The organism is Streptomyces sp. ATLC9, assembly GCF_057196705.1.
Genome location: NZ_JBXUOY010000419.1, coordinates 1 through 3,068, shown reverse-complemented (window position 1 = coordinate 3,068; position 3,068 = coordinate 1). Strand labels below are relative to the sequence as shown.

At 76.6% G+C, this 3,068-nt stretch carries 3 protein-coding genes; all 3 read left to right on the top strand.

The genetic code is table 11. The features are described from left to right. A partial coding sequence (locus AC2CJA_RS25705) for a FecCD family ABC transporter permease (RefSeq protein ID WP_484605065.1) occupies positions 1 to 969 on the top strand: 969 nt, incomplete at its 5' end. Further along, a complete protein-coding gene (locus AC2CJA_RS25700; protein WP_484605064.1) occupies positions 966 to 2,063 on the top strand; it encodes a FecCD family ABC transporter permease in 1,098 nt (365 codons plus the stop codon). The genes AC2CJA_RS25705 and AC2CJA_RS25700, both read left to right, overlap by 4 nt. Further along, on the top strand, positions 2,060 to 2,962 hold the full coding sequence (locus AC2CJA_RS25695) for an ABC transporter ATP-binding protein (RefSeq protein WP_484605063.1): 903 nt from the start codon (positions 2,060 to 2,062) through the stop codon (positions 2,960 to 2,962). The genes AC2CJA_RS25700 and AC2CJA_RS25695 overlap by 4 nt, the downstream gene beginning before the upstream one ends. The last annotated feature ends 106 nt before the right edge of the window (positions 2,963 to 3,068 follow it).

Below are 3,068 nucleotides of genomic sequence, written 5' to 3'. Positions count from 1 at the left end.
GTCTCGGCCGCCCTCGCCCTGGCCGTGCTGCTGAGCCTGGCCGTCGGCAGCCGCGCCGTCGCGCCGGGCGAGGTGTACGAGGCGCTGGTGCACGGCGGCGACGGCCCCGCCGCCCAGGTGGTGCGGACCATGCGCGTCCCGCGCACCCTGCTGGCGGTGCTGGTCGGCGCCGCGCTCGGGCTGGCCGGCTGCGTGATGCAGGGGCTGACCCGCAACCCGATCGCCGAACCCGGCATCCTCGGCGTCAGCCAGGGCGCGGCACTGGGCGTCGTCCTGGCCATCGCCTTCGCCGGGGTGCACACCCTCTCCGGATACGTCTGGTTCGCCTTCGCGGGCGCGGGCGCGGCCGGGACGGCCGTCTACGCGATCGCCGCCCGGGGCCGCGAGGGGGCCACACCGGTACGCCTGGCACTGGCCGGGGCCGCCGTCAACGCGCTGCTGTACTCGGTGGTGGCGGGGGTGCTGACGACACGGGCCGCGGCCCTGGACGAGTTCCGCTTCTGGCAGGTCGGCTCGGTCGCCGGGCGCGGCACGGAGGTGATCGGGCAGGTGCTGCCGTTCCTGGCGGCGGGCGCGCTGCTGGTGATGGCCGTCGCACGCGGCCTGGACGCCCTGGCGCTGGGCGAGGACATGGCCAGGGGCCTGGGGCGGAACACCACCGCCGTACGGATCACCGGCGGTCTCGGGGCCACCGTCCTGACCGGCGCCGGGGTCGCCGCGGCCGGGCCCATCGCCTTCGTCGGCCTGGCCGTCCCGCACCTGGCCCGCGCCCTCGTCGGCTCCGACCACCGCCGGCTGCTGCCCGCGGCCGCGCTGCTGGGCCCGGTGGTGCTGCTGGTGTCGGACGTGGTCGGGCGGGTCGTGGTGCCGCCGGGCGAGGTGCCCGCGGGCGTGATGACGGCGCTGATCGGCGTGCCGTTCCTGGTGGCGCTGGTGCGCGGCCGGGCCGGGAAGGCGGTGGGACCGTGACCGCGCCCGGCACCGCGCGCGAGACGCCCCGTGAGGCACCGGGCCGCGGGGCGCCCGTCAGGCCTCCCGGCCACGGCCTGGTGCGCCGCGGGCGCGCCTCGTTCCTGCTCCACCGCCGGTCGGCGGCGGTCACGGCCGTCCTCGCCGCCGCGCTGGCCGCGGCCGCCGTCGCGTCGCTCTGCCTCGGCGAGACCGCCACCGCGCCCACCGAGGTGGTGCGGGTGCTGCTGGGACTGCCCTCCCCCGAGGAACTGGTCGTGGGTACGCTGCGGCTGCCGCGCGTGGTCCTCGGGCTGATGGTGGGCGCCGCGCTCGGGGTGGCGGGCGGGCTGATCCAGACCGTCGCCCGCAACCCCCTGGCGAGCCCGGAGATCATCGGTGTCACCCACGGCGCCGCCGCCGTGACCGTCGCCGCGATGACCTTCGGCCTGACCTCGTACGCCCTGCTGCCCCACCTCTCGGTGGCGGGCGGGATGCTCGCCGCCGCGCTGGTCTACGTCTTCGCCTGGCGGCGCGGCCTGAGCGCGTCCCGCTTCGTCCTGATCGGCCTGGGTTTCTCCGTCGCGCTGCGCTCGCTCACCCAGCTGTTCATGACCAAGGGCGACTTCCTCACCGCCCAGCAGGCCCAGGTGTGGCTGACCGGCTCGCTCAACGGGCGCGGCTGGGAGCAGGCCGCGCCCCTGGGCTGGGCGCTGCTGGCCGTGCTGCCCGCCGTGCTGTGGTGCGCCCGCGCCCAGCGGCAGGCGGCGCTGGACGACGACACCGCCACCGCCCTGGGGGTGAGGCTGGGCCGCGTCCGGCTGGGGCTGGCGGCCACCGGGGTCGTCCTGGCCTCGGTGGCCACCGGAGCGGCCGGGCCGGTGGACTTCGTGGCGCTGCTCTCCCCGCAGATCGCCCGCCGGCTGACACGCACCGCGCAGATCCCGCTGCTCGCCACGGCCCTGCTGGGCGCCTTCACCGTCATCCTCGGCGACCTGCTGGCCCGCAGGATCCTGGCGCCGGTGGAGCTGCCGGTCGGAGTGCTGACGGCGGCGATCGGGGCGCCCTACCTCGTCTGGCTGATCGCCCGCGGCCGTACCGGAGGAAGACCATGACGGACACCACCTCGCCCACCGAGGACACCGAGGCCGACGGGCCGCGGGCAGCGGACGCGCCGGACGCGTCCGCGAGCCGGCTGATCGCCCGCGGCCTGACCCTCGCCTACGAGAGCCGCACGGTCGTCGACGGCCTCGACCTCGACGTGCCCGACGGCCGCGTCACCGTCGTCGTCGGCCCCAACGCCTGCGGCAAGTCCACCCTGCTGCGGGCGCTGGGCCGGCTGCTGCGGCCCCGGCGCGGCGCGGTGCTGCTGGACGGCCGGGAGCTGGACCGCGTACCCACCCGCGCGGTCGCCCGCTCCCTCGGGCTGCTCCCCCAGGCGCCGGTCGCCCCCGAGGCGATCACCGTCGGCGACCTCGTCGCCCGGGGCCGCCAGCCCCATCAGCGCTGGTGGCAGCAGTGGTCGGAGGCCGACGAGCGGGCCGTCACCGACGCCATGGACAGCACCGGCGTCACCGACCTGGCCGACCGGGCCGTGGACGAGCTGTCGGGCGGACAGCGGCAGCGCGTGTGGATCGCCATGGCGCTCGCCCAGGAGACCGAGCTGCTGCTGCTCGACGAGCCGACCACGTACCTCGACATCGCCCACCAGGTGGAGGTCCTCGACCTGGTGCGGCGGCTCAACCGGGAGCGGGGCCGCACGGTCGTGATGGTCCTGCACGACCTCAACCAGGCCGCCCGCTACGCCGACCACCTCGTCGCGATGCGCGGGGGCCGGATCGTCGCGCAGGGCCCGCCGGGCCGGGCCGTCACCGCCGGTCTGGTCCGCGAGGTCTTCGGCCTGGAGGCCGTGGTGGTGCCCGACCCGGTGACGGGCGGCCCGCTCGTCGTCCCCGCCGCCCCCGCTTCCGTCCCCGCCACCGTCCCCGTCAGCACCCGAAAGGCGACACCTTGACTTCCTCCCCCTCCTGAAGGAGGGGGATTCCTACGGCTCGCGCCGTGGGGTTTTCTGCTTCATCACCGACTGCCCGCCCGGAGTACTCCGTTGAGGTCTTACACCA

What these genes read in the sequence shown, in the direction of transcription:
- AC2CJA_RS25695 (WP_484605063.1), top strand. Translation starts at nt 2,060, where the DNA reads ATGACGGACACCACCTCGCCCACCGAGGACACCGAGGCCGACGGGCCG.